We start from the raw sequence: 17,019 nt of genomic DNA, 5'->3' as shown, positions 1-17,019 counted from the left end.
GGGTGCGCGCGCGGCGGCTGGGCGGCCACGGCCGGACCGCGCAGGGTGCGGCCGAGCACGCGCTGGCCGCCTGGGAGGAGCTGGCGGACAGCGCCTGGGACCACGGCATCACCCCGGACGGGTCGCTGACCCCGCGCAAGGCCGCCGAGCGGATCGTCCGGCTCGGGCGGCTGGATCCGGCCGCCGGGGCCGCCGTGCACCGGGTGGCGGACGCGGTGGAGCAGGTGCTGTTCGCGCCCCGGCCGCAGCCGACGGCGGGCGCGGCGCAGGACGTGCGCCGGGTCATCGAGGGGCTGCGGGCTCCGGTGAGCACCGGGACGCGGCTGCGTGCGCTGCTGCTGCCCCGCTCCTCGGTCCGGGTGCTGTGGGCGGTGTCGGCCCGCTGGTCGGCGCTGCGGGCCAGGGCCGCGGCGGTCCGTCCAGCGCTGCGGCGGCCGTCCGGTCAGCGGGGGTGAGCCGACGGCCCGCCGCCGGGCCGGGCACCCACAGGCAACGCGGCTGAGCCGACACACCGCCGGGCCGGGCGCCCGCAGGCGCGGGGCCGAGCGGACACCACAGCCGAACCGGGCACCCACAGGCAGCCCGGCTGAGCGGACATCACCGCCGGGCCGGGCACCCACAGGCAGCCCGGCTGAGCGGACATCACCGCCGGGCCGGGCGCCCGCAGGCAGCGGCCGAGCACCCGGATGAGGGGGCCAAGCGTCTCCTCGAGGGACCGAGCACCTGCGTGAGCGGGGTCGGGCATCTGCGTGACGTGAGGGGGACGGGCACCTGAGGGGCGGGGACGGGGCATCTGCGTGAGGTGGCGGCCACCGGATCGGTGGCCGCCACCTCACGTACGTCTGCTGCTGTCAGAGCCGCGCGCCGGTCAGCGGCCCTGCTGTTCGTCCCGGCGGCGCTGCCAGCGCTGCTCGATCCGGTCCATCACGGAGCGCTTCGGCCGAACCTGGCGGCGAGCGGCCCCCTGGGGCTGCTCGCCCGGTTTCGGGGCCTTGCGCCAGCCGGTGACGGCGAGCACGGCACAGCCCAGCATGACGAGGAAACCCACCACGCTGACCCAGATCTGCTGCATGACCATTCCGGTCATGAGGAGCGCGATACCGATGAGGAAGCCCGCGACCGCCTGGTAGACCCGCCGCCGGGTGTACGTACGCAGCCCGCTTCCCTCAAGCGCCGACGCGAACTTGGGATCTTCGGCGTACAGCGCTCGCTCCATCTGCTCGAGCATGCGCTGCTCGTGCTCCGAGAGCGGCACGGAGTCCTCCTCATCGTGCGGTCGCCGGGGCGACCCGGGGGGTCCCTTCAGGATAGGCAGGGAATCGACCCCGTGAAACCCGCCCCTCTACGCCAACTGGCCAACCGAACTCCGCCATGACCGTCCGGCTCGCTGAGGCTTCCATTCCCCGGCGGCCGACCCGTCATGCCGGAAGCCGTACCTCGATCATACGGCGCAAACCCCTCGATCGGGGGGCTTGTGGCGTACTCCATGTGCGGCCGAGACCCTGATCAGCGACTTGTCACGGCCGCCCGCTCAGCCCTCGGCGGCCTCCGCCGTCTCACCGAGCACGTGCAGCTGGGTGGCGACCGAGTGGAACGCCGGCAACTCGGCCGCCGCGGCCTCCAGCTTCAGCAGCGCGTCCACGGCACCGGGCTCGGTGTCCACCAGCACGCCGGGCACGAGGTCGGCGAAGACGCGGACGCCGTGCACGGCACCGACCCGCAGGCCGGCGCTCTCGACCAGCGCGGTGAGCTGCTCGGCGGTGAACCGGTGGGGCACCGGGTCGCCGGTGCCCCAGCGGCCGTCGGGGTCCGCGAGGGCCTGCCGGGCCTCGCTGAAGTGGCCGGCGAGGGCGCGGGCGAGCACGGCTCCGCCGAGGCCGGCGGCGAGCAGGCTGAGGACGCCCTCCGGGCGCAGCGCCGCCACCACGTTGCGGACTCCCTCGGCCGGGTCGTCCACGTACTCCAGGACGCCGTGGCACAGGACGACGTCGTAGCCGCCGCGCTCGACCACGTCGAACAGGCCGTGCGCGTCGCCCTGGACGCCCTTGACGCGCTCCGCGACGCCGGCCTCGGCGGCCCGGCGCTCCAGCGCGAACAGGGCGTTGGGGCTGGGGTCGACGACGGTGACGCGGTGGCCGAGCCGGGCGACGGGCACGGCGAAGTTGCCGCTGCCGCCTCCGGTGTCGAGGACGTCCAGCGAGTTCCGGCCCGTGGCCTTGGCCCGGCGGTCGAGGGCGTCCTGCAGGACCTCCCAGACCACGGCGGTACGGAGGGAAGCGCGGGGGCGCGACGGGTCCGACACGGCAGTTGACTCCTCGGCAGGACTGGAGGGTTTCAGGCGCCTCCACCCTATTGCCTCCCGCGCCGGACCAGGTCATCTCCCGCCGCGCGGCCCCGCGGCGGGACACGGCCGGGGCCGGGTGCGGCCCCGTACCGCCACCGTCGCCGTCGCCGTCGCCGCCACCGTCGCCGTCGCCGTCGGCGCCGCAGGGGTCAGCCCGTGTCCGGGAGGACGCCGTGCGGTCCCGGGGCAGGGAGGGCGCCGTGCGGTCCCGGGGGCCTAGGTGCCGGGCCGTCCGGCTCGTCGGTGTCCTGGCGGGGCTGGGGCAGCACCGGCTGGAGGACCAGCATCCGCTCCACGATGCGCAGGAACATCGCGACGTCGCGGACGAGGTCGTCGGCGTCCCGCGAGCGGGCCGCGCCCTGGATGCCCGCCTCGGCACGGGCGCGCCGGGCGGCGCCGGAGGCGAACAGCGCGCTCCACTCGGTCAGCTCGGGGACGATCTCGGGCAGCACCTCCCAGGCGCTGCGGATCCGGGCGCGGCGGCGCGGGGAGGTCTCGGGGCGGCCGCGGGCGGCGAGCACGGCGGCGGCGGTGCGCAGGGCGGCGAGATGAGCCGTGGCGTAGCGCTCGTTCGGCGCTCGCAGGGCGGTGGCCTCTTCCAGTGCGGCACGTGCCTGGGCGAGCAGGTCGAGAGCGGCGGGCGGGGCCGTGGCCCTGCGGAGCACGGGGTGCACGTCGCTCGCCGGGCCGGTCAGTGAGGGGGCAGGGCCGGTGGCGCGGCGCCGGCGGGCGGCGGCGGACGAGTGGGCCATGACGAACCTCCTGTCGTCTGGGTGACGGCACGGATGCCGTATGTGCTCATCGTGCGGTATGCCACTGACAATCCGTTCTGACCTGGGCCTTTGCTTCGAGCGTAGGTTCGGGCGTATTTTTGTACTGACCAGTCAGTTCAAATTGACCCCAGGGGGGGCTCGTGGACGGCACGGACGGCACCGGCGGCACGGCCGGCGCGGGCGTCAGGACCGACGCCCTCGGCCTCAAGGGCCCACGGGGGTGGGCCTTCCGCGGCGTCACCCTCGACGCGGAGCCGGGCTCGCTGATCGCGATCGAAGGACCGTCCGGCTCGGGCCGCACCTGCCTGCTGCTCGCGCTCAGCGGACGGATGAAGCCCACTGAAGGAGTCGCCGTCGTGGGCGAGTTCAAACTTCCCCGGCACATGGCGGCGCTGCGCCGGATCAGTGCGGTGGCCAACGTGGCCGGCGCGACCGACCTGGAGCCGGCCCTGACCGTCGGGGAACACCTGCGTGAACGGGCCCTGCTGGAGCGCCGTTTCACGGGCTCCCTGCGTGAGCTGCTGCACCCCCGGGCCCGGCGGGTCCACGAGGCCCGGCTCCGCGTCGACGCGGCGCTGGCCGCCGCCGGACTGGACCCGGAGACGCTCCCGAAGGGCTCCCGGACGGCGGTGCGGGACCTGGAGCGTCACCAGGAGGTGCGGCTGTCCCTCGCGCTGGCCCTGCTCGGCCGGCCCCGGCTGCTGGGTGTCGACGACGTCGACATGAAGCTCTCGGAGGCCGAACGCGCCGAGGTGTGGGAGGTGTTGCGGTCCCTCGCGCGCGCGGGCACGACGGTCGTGGCCGTGTGCCGCACCGCGCCCGGGGACTGCGTCTCCGTGTCCACCGTGGCGGGCGGCGAAACGCTCCGTGAGGCCGCCGGTGACGGCGCCGGCGGACGCGGCCCGGAGGCCGGCGAGAGCGAGCCGGAGAGCGGCCCGGAGGCCGGCGGGAGCGACTCGCGGTGCGGCCCGCAGGCCGGCCGGAGCGCCCCGAAGGACGACCCGAAGAGCGGCCGGGAGGCCGACGAGAGCGACCCGGAGGAGGACGCCGATGCGCTCGCCGAAGCTGGCCGCGCTTGAGCTGAGGCGCTTCGGGCGCGGGAGGCTCCCGCGCGCGGCCCTCGTCGCCCTCCTCGTGCTGCCCCTGCTGTACGGCGCGCTGTACCTGTGGTCCTTCTGGGACCCGTACGGCCGTCTCGACCGCATCCCGGTGGCGCTGGTGAACGACGACAAGGGCGCCACGGCGGGCGGCAAGAAGATCACGGCCGGCGACGACCTCGTCGACGGGCTGCGCGACAGCCGGACCTTCGAGTGGCACGAGGTGAGCGACGACGAGGCCCGCAAGGGCGTCGAGGACGGCACCTACTACCTGTCGCTGACCGTGCCCGCCGACCTCAGCCGCCGCATCGCCTCCAGTTCGGGCGACGCACCGGAGACCGGCGCCCTCCGGGTGCGCACCAACGACGCCAACAACTACATCGTCGGGCAGATCTCCCGCACCGTCTTCAACGAGGTTCGCTCGGCCGCGTCCACGAAGGCGTCCCGGACGTTCCTGGACAAGATCTTCGTGTCGTTCTCCGACATCCACGACAAGACCGTCACGGCCGCCCGGGGTGCCGACAAGCTGAACAGCGGCATCGGTAAGGCGGAAAAGGGTTCCAAGGACCTGGCCGACGGACTGAAGGACGCCAAGAGCGGCAGCGGCAAGCTGGCCAAGGGCCTCAAGAAGCTCGACACCGGTTCCAGCGAACTCCAGGACGGGTCGCGCCGGGTCGCCGACGGCACCCAGGCCCTGGCCGACAAGGTCAACGGCGTCTACGCCGACGCGGGGCCGTTCCTGAAGGGCAACGAGAAGACCATCGGGGACACCGCACGGCTGGTCTCCGACTCGGCCAAGGCGGTCAAGGACAACCTCGACGTGCTGGTGGAGCACGCGCCCGGCGCCGCCAAGGCCGCCCACGCGTCCGCCGCCATCCTGGACGAGGCGTACCGCGAGCGCTGCGGGACGGCGGCCCTCCCCGACCCGTTCTGCCCGGAGCTGAAGCGGGCCAGGACCGCCGCGGCCGAGGTGGCGACCGTCGCCGACGACCTCAACACACTGATCGCGGACCAGGACGGCGACCTGCGGACGATGCGGGCCGACCTCGGCACGCTCGGGAAGCAGGCCGACGCCCTCGCCGCGCGCGCACCGCACCTCTCCGAGGACGTCGAGGACGCCGTCAAGGAGATCGACACGCTGAACGCCGGCGCGCAGAAGGTCGCCGCCGGCGCGGAGAAGCTGCACACCGGACTCGGCACCGCCCGCACCGGCGCGGACACGCTGGACAAGGGCATCGGCACCGCCAAGTCCGGCGCCGAGACCCTGAACGGCGGCCTGTACAAGCTGTCCGACGGCTCGGGGAAGCTGGCCGGCGGGCTGCACTCCGGCGCCGGGAAGATCCCGGACTACGACAAGCGGGACCGCGACCGGCACACCGGCGTGATGGCCGACCCCGTGCAACTCGCCTCCCACGACCTGCACAAGGCGCCGAACTACGGCACCGGCTTCGCCCCCTACTTCATCCCGCTGTCCCTGTGGGTCGGCGCCATGGTGGCCTACATGCTGATCCCGCCGCTCAACCGGAGGGCGCTCGCGGCCGGTTCACCGGCCTGGCGGATCGCGTTCGCGGGCTGGCTGCCGGTGGCCGCCGTGGGCGTCCTGCAGGTGGTGGCCCTGCTGGCCGTCCTGCACTGGGCGATCGGGCTGCAGATGCTCCGGGCGGCCGGCACGGTCGGCTTCCTGTGCCTGGTCACGACCTGTTTCGCGGCGATCGTGCAGTGGCTCAACGCCCGCTTCGGCGCGGCCGGCCGGATCCTCGTGCTCGCCCTGCTGATGCTCCAGCTGACCTCGGCGGGCGGCACCTACCCCGTGCAGACCAGTCCGGGCTTCTTCTCCGCGATCCACCCGTTCCTGCCGATGAGCTACATCGTGGAGGCACTGCGCCGGCTGATCACCGGCGGCGGGCTCGGCCCGGTGTGGCAGGCGTGCGGTGTGCTCACCGCGTTCACCGCCGGCGCCCTCGCGCTGACCGCTCTCGCCGCCCGCCGCCGCCAGGTGTGGACGCTGGACCGGCTGCACCCGGAGCTGAGCCTGTGATCCCGGGGAAGCGCTCGCACACGCGCGTACCTGTGAGAATCGGGGCCATGGAAAGCAGCAGCGCCAGGTCCGGCGGCAGTACGCGCCGCGAGGCCACCCGGCAGAAGCTCTACGAGGCGGCCGTCACGCTCATCGCCGAGCAGGGCTTCTCCGCGACCACGGTGGACGAGATCGCCGAGCGGGCCGGGGTCGCGAAGGGCACGGTCTACTACAACTTCGCGAGCAAGTCCGTTCTCTTCGAGGAGCTGCTGCGGCACGGCGTCGGCCTGCTCACCGCCTCCCTGAAGGAGGCGGCCGAGAGCACGGCCCGCGAGGGCGGCAGCACGGTGGACGCGCTGGACGCGATGATCCGCGCGGGCCTGGTCTTCATCGACCGCTACCCGGCCTTCACCCAGCTGTACGTCGCCGAACTGTGGCGCACCAACCGGGCCTGGCAGTCCACCCTGATGGTGGTGCGGCAGCAGGCCGTCGCCGTGGTGGAGGGGGTCCTGCGCGAGGGCGTGGCGGCCGGCGAGTTCAGCGACGAGATCGACGTACAGCTGACGGCGGCGGCACTGGTCGGCATGGTCCTGGTGGCGGCGCTGGACTGGAAGTCCTTCCAGCCCGAGCGCTCCCTGGACGACGTCCACGCGGCCCTGTCCCGGCTGCTCCAGGGGCGGGTCAGCGGCCGGGCCTGAGCGGCCCCGGACACCGCCCCGCTCCCGCGGGGACACATGGGGAAGGCGCCGCCCCGCACCCGTCGGGACACACGAGGAAGGCGCCGCCCCGCACCCGCCGGGCCCCATGAGGAAAGCGCCGGTCCGCACCCGCCGGGACACATGAGGAAAGCGCCGGTCCGCACCCGCCGGGACACATGAGGAAGGCGCCGGTCCGCTCCCGGACCGGCGCCTTCCCCCTCCCCGTGCTTCCCCCTGCTTCCCCCCGTACTTCCGCCCCCGTACTCCCCCGTACGGGCCCCCCGTGCGGACCCCCGTGGTGGTCTTCCCCGAGGCCCCCGTGTCTCGCTTCCGCCGACGGATCGGCGGAAGGAGCGGCCGGCGGGCGTGCACCGTTCCGCCGCCCCGTGCCGGCGGTGCCGGGCCACGCCCCCTGCCGTGCCTCCACTCTGCCGTCCCGGCGCCCGGCGTCCCATCCGCGCGGCTACTCATCTGCCCGGCTGAGTACCCGTACTCAGCCACCCGCGCGCGTGCCCACGACGGCGGCCCGCCGGCTGGCTACGATCGCGTGCGTGTCCGTACTCCCTCTCGTCTTCACCAGCGGCTGGGCCAGCGGCATCAACGCCTACGCGGTGGTGCTGCTGCTCGGCCTGTTCGGCGCGACGGGGGTCAGCGACGACGTCCCGCAGACGTTGCAGCGCCCCGAGGTGCTGATCGCCGCAGGCGTGCTGTTCCTGTGCGAGGCCGTCGCCGACAAGATCCCGTACGTCGACTCGCTGTGGGACTCCGTGCACACGGTGGTCCGTCCGCTCGCCGGCGCCTGGGTGGGGGCGCTGCTCGCCGGACAGAGCGGCTCGCTCTCCGACGTCGCGGCCGGCCTGCTCGGCGGTTCGACGGCGCTGGCCAGCCACACCGTCAAGGCCGGGACCCGGATGGCGGTCAACGCCTCGCCCGAGCCGTTCAGCAACATCGTGCTCAGTCTCGCCGAGGATCTCGGGGTCGGGGCGGTCGTCTCGTTCGCGATGTTCCACCCGGAGGCGGCGGCGGTCATCGCGGGCGTGCTGCTGGTGGGCGGACTGCTGGCACTGCTGTTCCTGGTCTCGCGCATCCGGCGCTTCCTGCGCCGCCGGGCCCAGCGGCGCGAGGAGCGGCGCCTGGCCTCGCGATCCCCCTGACCTGCGGCGCGGCCGCCCGGCGACCGCGTTGTCGGTGGTGGTCGATAAAGTCACGGCCATGGCACGGATTGCGGTGATCGGCGCCGGGATGGGCGCGATGGCGGCTGCCGCCCGGCTGGCCGTCGCGGGCCACCGGGTGGTGGTGTACGAGCGTACGGAGACGTACGGCGGCGCGGTGCGCCGGTTCGAGCGGGACGGGTTCCGTTTCGACACGGGGCCGGGACTGCTGACGCTGCCCGCCGTGTACCGCGATCTGTTCGTCAAGACCGGCAAGGAGCCGCTGGAGGACTGCGTCGAGCTGGTCCAGGTCGACCCCTCGGCGCGGCACGTCTTCGCGGACGGCGGCGAGGTGTCGCTGCCGAACGCCTCCCGGGCGGGAGTCGTCGCGGCCCTGGACGCCGCTCTCGGCGCCGGGGCGGGCGAGCGCTGGGGCGACTTCCTGGTGCGGGCCCGCGAGGCGTGGGACCGTACGCGCCGGCCGCTGCTGGAGGAGCCGTTGTGGCCCGACTGGCGGGTGCTGGCGGAGAAGGAGCCGTACCCCGCCGTGCCGCACAAGCGGCTGCTGCGCACCCGCAGGGCGCGGACTCCGGCCGAGATCGGCAGGTGGGAGCTGCGCGACGAGCGGCTGGCGGAACTGCTGGAGAGCCAGGTGCTGGCGTACGGCCTCGACCCCCGGACGGCTCCGGCGAGCGCGGCCGTCCTGCCGTACATGGAGCACGCCTTCGGCACCTGGTACGTCCGCGGCGGCATCCGCGAGCTGGCGCGCGCGGTGTACGAGCGGTGTGTGCAGCGGCGGGTGGAGTTCGTCTTCGGCGCCGAGGTGGCCCGGATCGTGGAGAAGGACGGCCGGGCCGCCGGGGTGGAACTGGCGGACGGGACGGTGGCCGACGCCGACCATGTCGTGGCGGACGTCGACCCGGCGCGGCTGCGGGCCCTGACGGAGCGGCCGCTCGACGCCGACGGTGACGTGCGGGCCGACCCGGCCGCCGCCCCGCCGGCGCGGTTCACCCTGCTGCTCGCCCTGCGCGGCGCGCGCGAGCCCGGAGCCGTGCACCGCACGGTCGTCCATCCGGTGGACTCCCAGCAGGAGCTGGACTTTTTGGTCTCGCCCGGCGGCGACGTCCCCCCGCCGCCCACGGTGACCGTGCTGCGCCCCGGCGACCCCGGGCTGCTGCCCGACGACGCTCACGAGTCCGCCGTCCTGTCCGCCGTGGTGTCGGCCGAGGCTCCCTGGGAGGACGAGGGCACGGTGCGGCGGTACACGGATCTGCTCCTCGACGCCGCCGCGGCCGCGGTGCCGGGTCTGCGCGACCGCCTGCTGTGGCACGAGGTGCGCGCGCCGGGTGAAGTGGGCACCGGTGCCGTGTCCGCGCCCTCGCTCGCCGCCGGCCAGGGGCGCTTCCTGCACCCGGCGAACACCACGCGGCTGCCCGGGCTGTACCGGGTGGGCGACTGGTCCCATCCGGGCGGCGGGCTCCCGCACGCGGGCATGTCGGGCGCGCTGGTGGCCGGCCTGATCGTGGAGGGGCCGGAGTTCCGCGGCTCGCAGTGAGCACCCGCCCCGGGCCGGGCGGCCGGGGGGTCGCCGTAGGCGGACGCTCCGGGCCGGGCGGCCGGGGGCCTCACGACGGGCGGACACCCCCGGCCGGACGGCCGGGGGCGCGGTGGGCGGACGGTCCGGGCCGGGTGGCCCGGAGCGCGGTCTCAGAAACGGTACTGCTCGTCGTACCCGACGCCGGGCTGCGGCTGCTGCCCGTCCGGCTGGTGCGGGTACGGCTGCTCCTGCGGGAGTTCGCCGCCGTAGGTCTCGTCGGTGCGCTGCTGGGGCACCCACACCCCGCCGGGCGGGGTCTCGCCGTAGCCGCCGGTGGCGTACGGGTCCTGGGTGTAGCCGGGCTGTGCGTACTGCTGGCCGTACCCCTGGTCGTAGGTCTCGTAGGGCTGGCTGCCGATGTAGGGGTCGGAGTAGTTGGCGTAGCTCTGCTGGCCCGCGGTGTCGTAGCCGTAGCCCTGCTGGGCGTAGCCGGAGTAGTCGTAGGCGTAGCTCTGCTGGTCGGCGTCCGCGGGGGCGGGGGCAGGGGCTCCGTAGACGCCGTAGTTGCCGGTGTCCTCGGGGATGGGCTGCGGCTCGTAGACGGCGGTGGTCCCGGCGGCGGCCGGGTCGGCCGCGCGGGCGCCGGCCGGGGTGAACACGTCGTCGCGGTCGTAGTCGTCGTCGAAGCCGCCGTACGCCTGCCCGTGGCCGTCGTGGCCCTCGTCGTGGCCGTCGTCGGCACCGGTGTCCCGGCCGTCGGCGGGCCCGGCGAACTCGGGGCCGCCGTCCGGGGCTTCGGGCTCGCGCCGGTCCGCCCTGCCGCGGCGGCGCTTGCTCCCGGCGGTCTCCTTGTCGGGCCGCTTGACCGCCCAGCCGGAGGCGAAGCCGCGGCGGAACGACAGCGTGACGTAGGTCTGGCCGATCGCGAAGGCGATCGCGCCCAGTCCGATCACGATGACCGAGGGCATCAGCACGCCCAGGACGACGCCGACGAAGCCGCCGAAGGCGAGCAGCCGCCAGCGCAGCCGCGCCTTGTACTGCAGCAGCACCTCGCCCAGCAACCACAGCGCGACGACGCCGAACGCGATGTAGAGGACCGTCCAGCCCATGTACGCCCCTCTCCCAGTGACCGCTACGCAGTGTGTCCTACTGCGCTGCGGCCGGTCTAGGCCCGCGGGGGGTGGTGCAGGCCCAGGTTCTCGTAGATTTCCAGGGTCGCCGTGGAGCTGTTGAGCGTGATGAAGTGCAGTCCGGGCACTCCCTCGGACAGCAGCCGCGCGCAGAACTCCGTGGCGAACTCGATACCGATGGAGCGTACCGTCGCCGGATCGTCCTTCGCTGTGAGGATCCGCTCTTTCAGGGCGTCCGGGAAGACCGCATTGCTCAGTTTGGGCAAGCGTTCCAGCATCTTCACGCTCGTGACGGGCAGGATCTCCGGGATCACCGGGGTGTCACAGCCCGCCGCCACCACGCGGTCGCGCAGCCGCAGATACGACTCCGGCTGGAAGAACATCTGTGTGATGGCGTAGTCGGCGCCCGCGCGGCACTTGTCGACGAAGTGGGCGACGTCGGTGTCCCAGTCCGCGGAGCGCGGGTGCATCTCCGGGAACGCGGCGACGCCGACGCAGAAGTCACCCGACTCCTTGATGAGCCGGACGAGATCGGCCGCGTAGGTCAGGCCCTGCGGGTGCGGCACCCACTCCCCCATGGGGTCGCCGGGCGGGTCGCCGCGCACGGCGAGCATGTTGCGGATGCCGGCGTCCGCGTACTGGCCGATGATGTTGCGCAGTTCGGCGACGGAATGGTCCACGGCGGTGAGGTGGGCGACCGGGGTCAGCGTGGTGTCGGCGACGATCTGCTGGGTCTCCTTGACCGTGCCCGCGCGGGTGGAACCGCCGGCGCCGTAGGTCACGGAGACGAAGTCGGGGGCGACCGCCTCGACCCGTCGGAGTGCGCTCCACAGGTTCCGCTCACCCTTGGCGGTCTTCGGCGCGGAGAACTCGAACGAGTACGTCCGTCTGCCGGTGGCGAGGATGTCGCGCACGGTGCGTGCGCGATCAGTCCTGGTGGATGCGGTTCCGAGGGCCATACCCGCAGGTTAGCCAGGCGGGGGCGGTCCCCCAACCACGCATAGGATATTTGCCCGAATTGTCGGTTCCTTGTCCATCCCTTGGACACATCCCCGGACACCGGGGCGCCGGACCGTCACCGGGCCCCCCGGAGCCGGAAGCCGGACCGTCACCGGGCCCCGCGGAGCCGGACGCCAGGACTGTCACCGGGCCCCCGGAGCCGTCCCGCTACGCCTGCCGCAGCCGCTTGGCGAACTCCGCCGCCGCCGCTCCCGGGTCGTCCGCCTCGGTGACCGCCCGGACCACGACCACCCGGCGGGCACCCGCGTCCAGCACCTGGTCCAGGTTGCCGAGGTCGATCCCGCCGATGGCGAACCAGGGGCGGTCGGTGCCCAGGCCCGCCGTGTGCCGGACCAGGTCGAGGCCGGGGGCGTGCCGGCCGGGCTTGGTGGGGGTGGGCCAGCAGGGGCCGGTGCAGAAGTAGTCCACGCCCTCCTGCACGGCGGCCGCGGCGGCCTCGGCCTCGGAGTGCGTGGAGCGGCCGATCAGCACCCTGTCGCCGAGGATCGCGCGGGCCGCGGGGACCGGCAGGTCGCCCTGGCCGAGGTGCAGCACGCCGGCGCGGGCCGCGTGGGCGACGTCGGCCCGGTCGTTGACCGCGAGCAGCTTGCCGTGCCGGGCGCAGGCGTCGGCGAACACCCGCAGGTGCTCCAGCTCCTCGGCCGCCTCCATGCCCTTGTCCCGCAGCTGCACGATGTCGACCCCGCCGGCCAGGACCGCGTCGAGGAACTCGGGCAGGTCGCCCTGGCGCCTGCGGGCGTCCGTGCAGAGGTACAGGCGGGCGTCGGCGAGCGCGGCGCGGGCGGTGTCGGACATGCGTGGGTCCCCCCGGGATCGGTGTGCCTGGTGGTTCCGCGGGCGGCGTGCGGGCTCGGGCCCGCACGCCGCCCCCTGGTGCGGGTCGGCCTCAGACGGCGAGCGCCTGGGCGCGGCGCTTCACCTCCGTGCCGCGATTCTCGCTCAGGGCCTGCGCGGGGGTGCCGGGCAGGGTCGGGTCGGGGGTGAAGAGCCACTCGATCATCTCTTCGTCCGTGAAGCCGTCGTCCCGCAGGAGCGTCAGGGTGCCGGTCAGGCCCTTGACGACCTTGTCCCCGTCGATGAAGGCGGCGGGGACGTGCAGCGCCTTGTTCTCACCTCGGCGTACGGCGATGAGCTGGCCCTCCTTGACCAGCTGCCGGACACGCGTCACCTCGACGCCGAACTGCTCGGCGATGTCGGGGAGGGTGAGCCAGGCGGGGACGAGAGCATCGATTTTTGCGTCAATCTCGGTCACGGGGACAAGCCTGCCATCCCCCACCGACAGTCGGAAGCCAGGCGGGTCCACCTGGGAGGACGCGCTAGTCGGCGGTCGCGTCCTTCAGGGGGCGGGCGGGCTCGGACAGGGCCTCGGAGTCCATGTGCCGGCCCGCCTCGATCAGGCGGCGCCCCTGGGCCAGATCACGCGGCCGGCCGACGGCCAGCAGGGCCACCAGGCGCTCCTCCCGCAGCCAGCACACCGTCCAGGAGGGTCCCGCCGGATCACCGCGCCACACCATGCGGTCGGCGGCGGCGTGGTGGCCGGCGTACTGCACGAACCGGCCGAACTGCTCGGACCAGAAGTAGGGCACCGGGTCGTAGACCGCCGGGGTCTCGCCGAGGATGTTCGCGGCGACCGTGCGCGGGCCCTGCAGGGCGTTGTCCCAGTGGTGGACGAGGAGCCGCTCGCCGTAGCGGGCCGAGGGGAAGGACGCGCAGTCGCCGACGGCGTACACGTCGGCCAGCGAGGTGCGCAGCCGGTCGTCGGCGAGGATCTCGCCGTGCGCGCCCAGTGCGATGCCGGAGCCCGCCAGCCAGCCGGTGGCGGGGCGGGCCCCGATGCCGACCACGACGGCGCCCGCGGCCAGCCGGGTGCCGTCGGCCAGGACCACCGCGCCGGGCTCGACGCGCTCCACGCGCGCGCGGGTGCGCAGTTCCGCACCGCTGTCGGCGTACCAGGCGGCCATGGGGGCGGAGACCTCGGTGGGCAGGGCGCCGGCGAGCGGGTGGTCGGCGGCCTCCACCACGGTCACCGCGCAGCCGGCCTCCCGGGCCGCGGTGGCGAACTCGGCGCCGATCCAGCCGGCGCCCACCACCACGATGTCGTGCTGGCGGGTGAGCACGGGACGCAGCCGCTCGGCGTCGTCCAGGGTGCGCAGCAGGTGCACCCCCGGCACGCCCTCGGTGCCGGGCAGCGTGATCGGTTCGGCGCCGGTGGCGAGGACCAGGACGTCGTAGGGCACCGATCCGGCCTCGGTGTCCAGCTCGCGCGCGTCCGGGCGCAGGCCGTGCACCTCGCAGCCGAGCCGCAGCTCGACCCCGAGGGACTCGAAGTCCACGTCGAACGCGGAACCCTCGGCCTTACCCAGCAGTACGGCCTTGGACAGCGGCGGCCGGTCGTAGGGCTGGTGCGGCTCGGCGCCGATGACGGTGACGCGGCCCCGGAAACCCTGTTCGCGCAGGGCGACCGCCGTCTGCACCCCCGCCATGCCCGCGCCGACGACGACCACGCGCGGCCCCTGTGACGTGCCCTCTTCCGCTGTCTGCTCGCTCACCGGATCACCATAGTCACATGACGTGGCGTCACGTCAGGGGGCGTGCGCGGTGACCTGCTCCACAACACTGGTGCCGGAGCCCGGCCCGGACTCCCACTCCCAGGTCTCCTCCAGTCGCAGCCGCCCGTCCGGCAGCTCCACGACCGCGGACACGCAGTGCCCCGAAGCGGTCGTCCCGTCGGTCCGCAGCTGCACGTACCGGAAGTCGACGCGGTCCGCCCGCCGGGTGCCGACCAGGTGACCGCGGACGACGTCGCCGCCCGCGTACTCGGCCCAGACCTCGCCGTCCCGCTCGTGGTAGGCGAACCGCGTCCGGGTACCCACCTGACCTGGGGCCTGGTCGGACACGGGGGCGAAGGTCAGTCCGTCGAGCGACCGGGTCATGGTGCAGGGCTCCCTTACGAGTGGCGAGGACCGCGGGCTAGGGTGGCCACCGTACAAGCACTCGCGGGAGCCCGGACGCACCGGGCTGAGAGGGAGGCTGGCGGCCTCCGACCGTACGAACCTGATCCGGGTCATGCCGGCGAAGGGAGGGGCTGGACGCCCATGTCGTCACGTACGTCCGACGTCCTCGTCATCGGGGGCGGGATCATCGGCCTGGTCACGGCCTGGCGCGCGGCGCAGCGCGGGCTCGCCGTCACCGTGGCGGACCCCGAGCCGGGAGGCGGGGCCGCGCAGGTGGCGGCCGGGATGCTGGCCGCGGTCACCGAGCTGCACTACGGCGAGGAGACCCTGCTCGCCCTGAACCTGGAGTCCGCCCGCCGCTACCCGGCGTTCGCGGCCGAGCTGACCGACCTGACCGGCCACGACCTCGGCTACCGCCGCTGCGGCACCCTCGCCGTCGCGCTGGACTCCGACGACCGCGCCGGCCTGCGCGAGCTCCACGCGCTCCAGCAGCGCTCGGGCCTGGAGTCGGAGTGGCTGTCCGGGCGGGAGTGCCGGCGGCTGGAGCCGATGCTCGCGCCGGGCGTGCGCGGCGGGCTGCGGGTCGACGGCGACCACCAGATCGACCCGCGCCGGCTGGCGGCGGCCCTGGTGGCCGCGTGCGAACGGGCCGGCGTGGTCTTCCACCGCGTCCGGGCGGCACGGCTGGACGTGGCCGGGGACCGGGCCGTCGGGGCCTCCACGGAGGACGGCGGCGCCCTGCGCGCGGGGCAGGTGGTGCTGGCCGCCGGGAGCCTGAGCGGGCGGCTGGCCGGCGTGCCCGAGGCGCTGGTGCCGCCGGTGCGGCCGGTCAAGGGGCAGGTGCTGCGGCTGACCGTGCCCCGCCGGTACGCGCCGTTCCTGAGCCGGACCGTGCGGGCCGTGGTGCGCGGCAGCCATGTCTACCTCGTGCCCCGGGAGAACGGTGAACTGGTCGTCGGCGCCACCAGTGAGGAGCTGGGCTGGGACACGACGGTCACGGCCGGCGGTGTGTACGAGCTGCTGCGCGACGCCCATGAGCTGGTGCCCGGCATCACCGAGCTGCCGCTCACCGAGACCCGGGCCGGGCTGCGCCCCGGCTCCCCCGACAACGCGCCGCTGCTCGGACCGTCCGGCCTGGACGGGCTGCTGCTGGCGACCGGGCACTACCGCAACGGCGTGCTGCTCACCCCGGTCACCGGGGACGTCATGGCGCACGCCCTGGTCACCGGTGGTCTGCCCGAGGAGGCGCGTGCCTTCACCCCGCGGCGGTTCGGCGCCGCGCCCATGGAACGGCTGGAGCATTCGGCATGAACCTCTCCCTCACCATCTCCGTCAACGGTGAACCCCGCCAGGTCGCCGCCGGCACCGTGCTGGACGCCCTGGTGCGGAACCTGACGGCGGCGCCGCGCGGGGTGGCCGCCGCCGTCAACGAGACCGTCGTCCCGCGTGCGCAGTGGGCGACGACCGCCCTCGCCGAGGGTGACCGCGTCGAAGTCCTCACGGCTGTGCAGGGAGGCTGAACCATGGCTGACGATCCGATGGTCCTCGGTGGGCTGACCTTCTCGTCCCGGCTGATCATGGGCACGGGCGGGGCGCCCAGCCTGGAGGTGCTGGAGCGGTCGCTGATCGCCTCCGGGACGGAACTGACGACGGTGGCCATGCGGCGGGTGGACCCCGCCGTGCACGGCTCGGTGCTGTCGGTGCTGGAGCGGCTCGGCATCCGGGTGCTGCCGAACACGGCCGGCTGCTTCACCGCGGGCGAGGCCGTGCTGACCGCCCGGCTGGCCCGGGAGGCGCTGGGCACCGACCTGGTCAAGCTGGAGGTCATCGCCGACGAGCGGACGCTGCTGCCGGACCCGGTGGAGACGCTGGAGGCGGCGGAGACGCTGGTCGACGACGGGTTCACGGTGCTGCCGTACACCAACGACGATCCGGTGCTCGCGCGGAAACTGGAGGACGTCGGCTGCGCGGCGGTCATGCCGCTGGGGTCGCCGATCGGATCCGGCCTCGGCATCCGCAACCCGCACAACTTCCAGCTGATCGTGGAGCACGCGCGCGTGCCGGTGATCCTGGACGCGGGGGCGGGTACGGCGTCCGACGCCGCCCTGGCGATGGAGCTGGGGTGCGCGGGGGTGATGCTGGCGTCGGCGGTGACGCGGGCGCAGGAACCGGAGCGGATGGCCGCCGCGATGCGGCACGCGGTGGAGGGCGGGCGGCTGGCCCGGCTGGCCGGGCGGATCCCGCGGCGGTATCTCGCGCAGGCGTCGTCCCCCGCGGAGGGCATGGCCGTGCTGGACC

18 protein-coding genes and 1 riboswitch are annotated in these 17,019 nt (G+C 74.3%); of the genes, 9 read left to right on the top strand and 9 right to left on the bottom strand.

The genetic code is table 11. The features are described 5' to 3' along the window. On the top strand, positions 1-455 hold a 455-nt coding region (locus GT045_RS04105), incomplete at its 5' end, for a DUF4129 domain-containing protein (RefSeq protein WP_161333314.1). A 413-nt stretch (positions 456-868) separates the two neighbouring features. On the opposite strand, the gene GT045_RS04100 is transcribed toward GT045_RS04105, so the two are convergent. From GT045_RS04100 to GT045_RS04090, 3 genes are all read right to left on the bottom strand, one after another. After that, complete coding sequence (locus tag GT045_RS04100; RefSeq protein WP_161298484.1) at positions 869-1,255, bottom strand: DUF3040 domain-containing protein; 387 nt, start codon at positions 1,253-1,255, stop codon at positions 869-871. Between the two features lie 276 nt (positions 1,256-1,531). Beyond that, positions 1,532-2,302, bottom strand: coding sequence for a methyltransferase (locus GT045_RS04095; RefSeq protein ID WP_161298485.1), 771 nt, complete (start codon positions 2,300-2,302; stop codon positions 1,532-1,534). Between the two features lie 191 nt (positions 2,303-2,493). Beyond that, positions 2,494-3,096 (bottom strand): SAV_6107 family HEPN domain-containing protein, encoded by a 603-nt coding sequence (locus GT045_RS04090; protein WP_161298486.1) that lies wholly within the window; start codon positions 3,094-3,096, stop codon positions 2,494-2,496. A gap of 161 nt (positions 3,097-3,257) precedes the next feature. On the opposite strand from GT045_RS04090, the gene GT045_RS04085 reads away from it, so the two are divergent. From GT045_RS04085 to GT045_RS04065, 5 genes are all read left to right on the top strand, one after another. Then, positions 3,258-4,196 (top strand): ATP-binding cassette domain-containing protein, encoded by a 939-nt coding sequence (locus GT045_RS04085; protein WP_161333313.1) that lies wholly within the window; start codon positions 3,258-3,260, stop codon positions 4,194-4,196. Further along, positions 4,168-6,252: a YhgE/Pip domain-containing protein gene (locus tag GT045_RS04080; RefSeq protein ID WP_161333312.1), complete on the top strand. Its 2,085-nt coding sequence runs from the start codon at positions 4,168-4,170 to the stop codon at positions 6,250-6,252. The genes GT045_RS04085 and GT045_RS04080 overlap by 29 nt, the downstream gene beginning before the upstream one ends. A gap of 47 nt (positions 6,253-6,299) precedes the next feature. Further along, positions 6,300-6,929 carry a TetR/AcrR family transcriptional regulator gene (locus GT045_RS04075; RefSeq protein WP_161333311.1) on the top strand — a complete coding sequence of 210 codons (630 nt, stop codon included), beginning with the start codon at positions 6,300-6,302 and terminating at the stop codon, positions 6,927-6,929. Between the two features lie 551 nt (positions 6,930-7,480). Beyond that, positions 7,481-8,083, top strand: a complete 603-nt coding sequence (locus tag GT045_RS04070) for a DUF4126 domain-containing protein (RefSeq protein ID WP_161333310.1) — start codon at positions 7,481-7,483, stop codon at positions 8,081-8,083. Between the two features lie 58 nt (positions 8,084-8,141). Next, entirely contained in the window at positions 8,142-9,635 is a 1,494-nt protein-coding gene (locus GT045_RS04065; protein ID WP_202527071.1) for an NAD(P)/FAD-dependent oxidoreductase, read from the top strand. A gap of 152 nt (positions 9,636-9,787) precedes the next feature. On the opposite strand, the gene GT045_RS04060 is transcribed toward GT045_RS04065, so the two are convergent. The 6 genes from GT045_RS04060 to GT045_RS04035 form a co-directional block, all read right to left on the bottom strand. Further along, complete coding sequence (locus GT045_RS04060) at positions 9,788-10,726, bottom strand: hypothetical protein (protein WP_161333309.1); 939 nt, start codon at positions 10,724-10,726, stop codon at positions 9,788-9,790. Between the two features lie 56 nt (positions 10,727-10,782). Continuing rightward, positions 10,783-11,706: a methylenetetrahydrofolate reductase [NAD(P)H] gene (gene metF, locus GT045_RS04055; RefSeq protein WP_161291085.1), complete on the bottom strand. Its 924-nt coding sequence runs from the start codon at positions 11,704-11,706 to the stop codon at positions 10,783-10,785. A gap of 208 nt (positions 11,707-11,914) precedes the next feature. Beyond that, positions 11,915-12,562, bottom strand: coding sequence for a thiamine phosphate synthase (gene thiE / locus GT045_RS04050; protein WP_161333308.1), 648 nt, complete (start codon positions 12,560-12,562; stop codon positions 11,915-11,917). A gap of 91 nt (positions 12,563-12,653) precedes the next feature. After that, positions 12,654-13,019, bottom strand: a complete 366-nt coding sequence (locus GT045_RS04045; RefSeq protein WP_161297029.1) for an Rv2175c family DNA-binding protein — start codon at positions 13,017-13,019, stop codon at positions 12,654-12,656. A 64-nt stretch (positions 13,020-13,083) separates the two neighbouring features. Further along, complete coding sequence (locus GT045_RS04040; RefSeq protein WP_345942538.1) at positions 13,084-14,316, bottom strand: FAD-dependent oxidoreductase; 1,233 nt, start codon at positions 14,314-14,316, stop codon at positions 13,084-13,086. A gap of 33 nt (positions 14,317-14,349) precedes the next feature. Continuing rightward, positions 14,350-14,700 (bottom strand): hypothetical protein, encoded by a 351-nt coding sequence (locus GT045_RS04035; RefSeq protein ID WP_161293910.1) that lies wholly within the window; start codon positions 14,698-14,700, stop codon positions 14,350-14,352. 53 nt (positions 14,701-14,753) lie between these two features. Further along, a riboswitch (TPP riboswitch) is annotated at positions 14,754-14,865 on the top strand. On the opposite strand from GT045_RS04035, the gene thiO reads away from it, so the two are divergent. From thiO to GT045_RS04020, 3 genes are all read left to right on the top strand, one after another. Beyond that, positions 14,863-16,032 (top strand): glycine oxidase ThiO, encoded by a 1,170-nt coding sequence (gene thiO, locus GT045_RS04030; protein ID WP_161333307.1) that lies wholly within the window; start codon positions 14,863-14,865, stop codon positions 16,030-16,032. (Overlaps the previous riboswitch by 3 nt.) Then, positions 16,029-16,241, top strand: coding sequence for a sulfur carrier protein ThiS (gene thiS, locus GT045_RS04025; protein ID WP_161297035.1), 213 nt, complete (start codon positions 16,029-16,031; stop codon positions 16,239-16,241). Before thiO ends, thiS begins: the two co-directional genes overlap by 4 nt. Before the next feature lie 3 nt (positions 16,242-16,244). Next, positions 16,245-17,019 (top strand): thiazole synthase (locus GT045_RS04020; RefSeq protein ID WP_161333306.1); only part of this gene is annotated, 775 nt, incomplete at its 3' end.

Source organism: Streptomyces sp. SID486, assembly GCF_009865385.1.
Taxonomy (GTDB): Bacteria; Actinomycetota; Actinomycetes; order Streptomycetales; family Streptomycetaceae; genus Streptomyces.
Note: the sequence above shows the minus strand (reverse complement) of the source record. Positions and strands in the feature narration are given on the sequence as shown.

Bases quoted from the DNA above. Each gene is read 5' to 3' on its own strand.
- GT045_RS04090 (WP_161298486.1), bottom strand. From the start codon at position 3,096: ATGGCCCACTCGTCCGCCGCCGCCCGCCGGCGCCGCGCCACCGGCCCT.
- GT045_RS04080 (WP_161333312.1), top strand. From the start codon at position 4,168: ATGCGCTCGCCGAAGCTGGCCGCGCTTGAGCTGAGGCGCTTCGGGCGC.
- GT045_RS04075 (WP_161333311.1), top strand. From the start codon at position 6,300: ATGGAAAGCAGCAGCGCCAGGTCCGGCGGCAGTACGCGCCGCGAGGCC.
- GT045_RS04065 (WP_202527071.1), top strand. From the start codon at position 8,142: ATGGCACGGATTGCGGTGATCGGCGCCGGGATGGGCGCGATGGCGGCT.
- GT045_RS04060 (WP_161333309.1), bottom strand. From the start codon at position 10,726: ATGGGCTGGACGGTCCTCTACATCGCGTTCGGCGTCGTCGCGCTGTGG.
- metF (WP_161291085.1), bottom strand. From the start codon at position 11,706: ATGGCCCTCGGAACCGCATCCACCAGGACTGATCGCGCACGCACCGTG.
- thiE (WP_161333308.1), bottom strand. From the start codon at position 12,562: ATGTCCGACACCGCCCGCGCCGCGCTCGCCGACGCCCGCCTGTACCTC.
- GT045_RS04035 (WP_161293910.1), bottom strand. From the start codon at position 14,700: ATGACCCGGTCGCTCGACGGACTGACCTTCGCCCCCGTGTCCGACCAG.
- thiO (WP_161333307.1), top strand. From the start codon at position 14,863: ATGTCGTCACGTACGTCCGACGTCCTCGTCATCGGGGGCGGGATCATC.
- thiS (WP_161297035.1), top strand. From the start codon at position 16,029: ATGAACCTCTCCCTCACCATCTCCGTCAACGGTGAACCCCGCCAGGTC.